We start from the raw sequence: 2,855 nt of genomic DNA, 5'->3' as shown, positions 1-2,855 counted from the left end.
AAGTCTTAAAAACCTAGCCTTAAGTTAGGGTCGGGGTGTGCATTACTGCATCACCCCTCCCATTCGGAACCGTGCTTGCGAGTTTCCCAGCACACGGCTACTCAGTATGTTATCCATTTGTCATGTCGGACTTCCTGGCTGCATGACCTATGAAATTAGGAATATCATGTATCCACTCCCAGTTAAATTTATTCCAAAATTGAGAAAGTTTTCCCTCGGAATTTTGAGCGGTCTTTGTTCCGAATTTCTATTAGGTCAAATGCGGTCTTTTCGTCGTGACAATGCCGATGCAATAGTTGCAGATTTTTGTACTCATCCTTACCGCCTAATGCTCTAGGGATTTTGTGGTCTACTTCTAAAACATCCCATTCTTGAAAGCTTAAGCCGCAGCAAGGACATTTACCCTTTTGTTGCTTAAGCAACTTAGCCTTACGATTAGGCATTTGAGGGTGTGTTCCTAGTCTTTTGCTCCAATAAACTGTGTCGCCATCGTAGGGGCTTTTATCGCCTTTAATTTTTACATAATCAGTGCTACTGCATTCAAAATGACTATGTTTTAGTAACCGTAGGGGGTTCGCGTCCCCTTTCTTGGTTGCGAATACCCAGTTATCGCCGTCAATGGAAGTCCAATATTTGATGTGTCCATCATTAATGTTTCCACATCTGCGTTTTGCCCATCGGCGGAGTTTCAGGTATGTGAGGTAATCTTGTTTCGATAGTTCTCCAACGGTTTTAACATCGGAGTTTGAGTAGAAGGAAGTCCATCCCCTTATTACAGGATTAAGGTCTATTATGAGAGCCGATTGGGGCGAAGACCTATGTTTTGTGATGATTCTTCTGATTTCCTCTTGGTGAACCTTACTCGCTTTCGCGGATGGGGTGATGAGGGTGTTAAAACCTAATATTTTACCTTGGGCATTTGTATTGCTCCGGTATTTTCCGGCAGGGTATTGTCGGATGTGATGACCGAGAAAGTCGAATCCGACTTTACAATCCTCACTTAACTCATGGTTGAGTGTATGAGTTAGCCGAGTTTTTTCTGGTTTTAATTCAAGTCCTATACCAGCTAACCATTCCGAGATAATTTCTCGGCATCTTTGGACAACGGTTTTATTTTCATGGAGTATCACAAAATCATCCGCGTAACGGATAATATTTGGGGGTACAAATTGAGTACCTTTTCTGTGAAACCAAGTTTCCCTTTGTGTGTGTGACATTATTGGGAACTCTTGTTTTATCCTTTCTTCCATTCCGTGGAGGGCTATATTTGCCAAAAGTGGAGATATGACTCCACCTTGCGGCGTACCTTCAGATGTGGCAGTAAATGCTCCTTTGTCTATTACCCCGGATTTGAGCCAAGCTTTAATTTGTTGCCTGACTTTGCCCTTGATGTTCAACTTTTGGAGCAGTGCTACATGGTTGATGCGGTCAAAACACTTGGCTATATCCGCGTCTAGCACGAATTTTGCCTTGCCTTGAATACAGTTTTTAATCTGCTTTATCGCATCGTGGCATGACCTTCCAGGTCTAAAACCATAGGAATTTGGTTCAAATACCGCCTCCCATTCTGGCTCAAGCGTAGCCTTTACTACGGCTTGTAGTGCCCGGTCATACATTACGGGTATTCCTAATGGGCGTTTTTCTTCTCTTCCTGGTTTTGGAATCCATACTCTACGGGTAGGTTTGGATTTGCCAGTTAGCTTTAATTGCCCTACCAGTTCAAAACGTGCTTTTGGGGACAGTGATTTGATACCGTCCACTCCTGCCGTTTTCTTTCCCTGGTTTTCAACTGTCACCCTGCGTACCGCTAGCACCCTATTAGACCAAGACCTCATCAGCGTCTTTTGGAGTTTGCGGCATTGCTTGACATCACCACGGCGGGAAGCAGCGTAGATGCGTTTTTGCAACTTGAAAACATATCTTTCGACTTGTCGCCAATTGATTGTTTTCCATCCCTCGGTATTTATTGCTAAATCCGAATTAGGCTTATTCATAGCTACTGTTACCTCTAGCTTTCCCACACTGCGGCTCATGTCTGCTTATCCTGGCAGTTACGCCATCCCTTTTAAGGCATTACCCGTTAATTCGGGTTAGGCATTTGCTTCTTGAGTCATCCTGCGCCTTCATGTCTTATGGCTGATACCTACCTGTTACCAATTTCAGGAGAACATGAGGGGTTGTTTCGTTCCCAATATCCATAATTGAGCCTTTAGGGCGTGTCTCTCCACCGAGGTTTTGAGTGGTGCGCTATCTCGGTCTTTAAATCCTGATAGACTCTACCTTTGTCGGGTTTTTCCGACCCAAGAGTGTGGTTTATGCCACTAGCTTATAACCCTTGGCGAGGAATAACGATGGTTCGGATGACACTTTGCTTGTTCTACCCATAGACTCTTGCTTGCAGTAGGTGCTTTCAGCAATTACCACCTATTCCTGCTTTCACCCCCGCTTTACACCTTTGATAATCGGTCTTGGATGTAGGGGCTACCAGACTTCTGGTAGTTTGTGTGCTTTTAATCCCGCACCGGAACAGTAGGACTTGGTATATTTTGACTAGGTTATAATTGAAGTTGAATTGCTTCTATCTTTCCCTTTCTCCTCTAGCTGTCTGGGCTGATGCTCGGCTAGATTTCCTCACCTACATGGATATTGAGTTGTCATTGGTTGAGGGTTTAAAGTGCGAACTCTACCCTTTGTGGGTTACTCAACCATTGCCAGTCATCCCCCCTTTCAGGTTTAAACTGAACGAATCGCACTAAGACTTTCCTCGTTCCCAGTCTCCGACTGGGAATGCATTCATTGAGTCTCTGACTCAATGTCTGGCTGGAGGCAGAGCCTCTAATAAGCCATTCCCAGTC

At 44.4% G+C, this 2,855-nt stretch carries 2 protein-coding genes; both read right to left on the bottom strand.

What is annotated here, in order from left to right:
• Nucleotides 1–188: 188 nt before the first annotated feature.
• The gene (ltrA, locus tag RM368_RS38175; protein WP_322698881.1) at nt 189–2,033 is read right to left on the bottom strand and encodes a group II intron reverse transcriptase/maturase; all 1,845 of its coding nucleotides are present in this window, start codon (nt 2,031–2,033) and stop codon (nt 189–191) included.
• 636 nt (nt 2,034–2,669) lie between these two features.
• On the bottom strand, nt 2,670–2,855 hold a 186-nt coding region (locus tag RM368_RS38170; protein ID WP_322698880.1), incomplete at its 5' end, for a hypothetical protein.

The organism is Nostoc sp. DedSLP03, assembly GCF_034530815.1.
Taxonomy (GTDB): Bacteria; Cyanobacteriota; Cyanobacteriia; order Cyanobacteriales; family Nostocaceae; genus Nostoc.
This window is presented reverse-complemented; position numbering and strand designations above follow the sequence as displayed.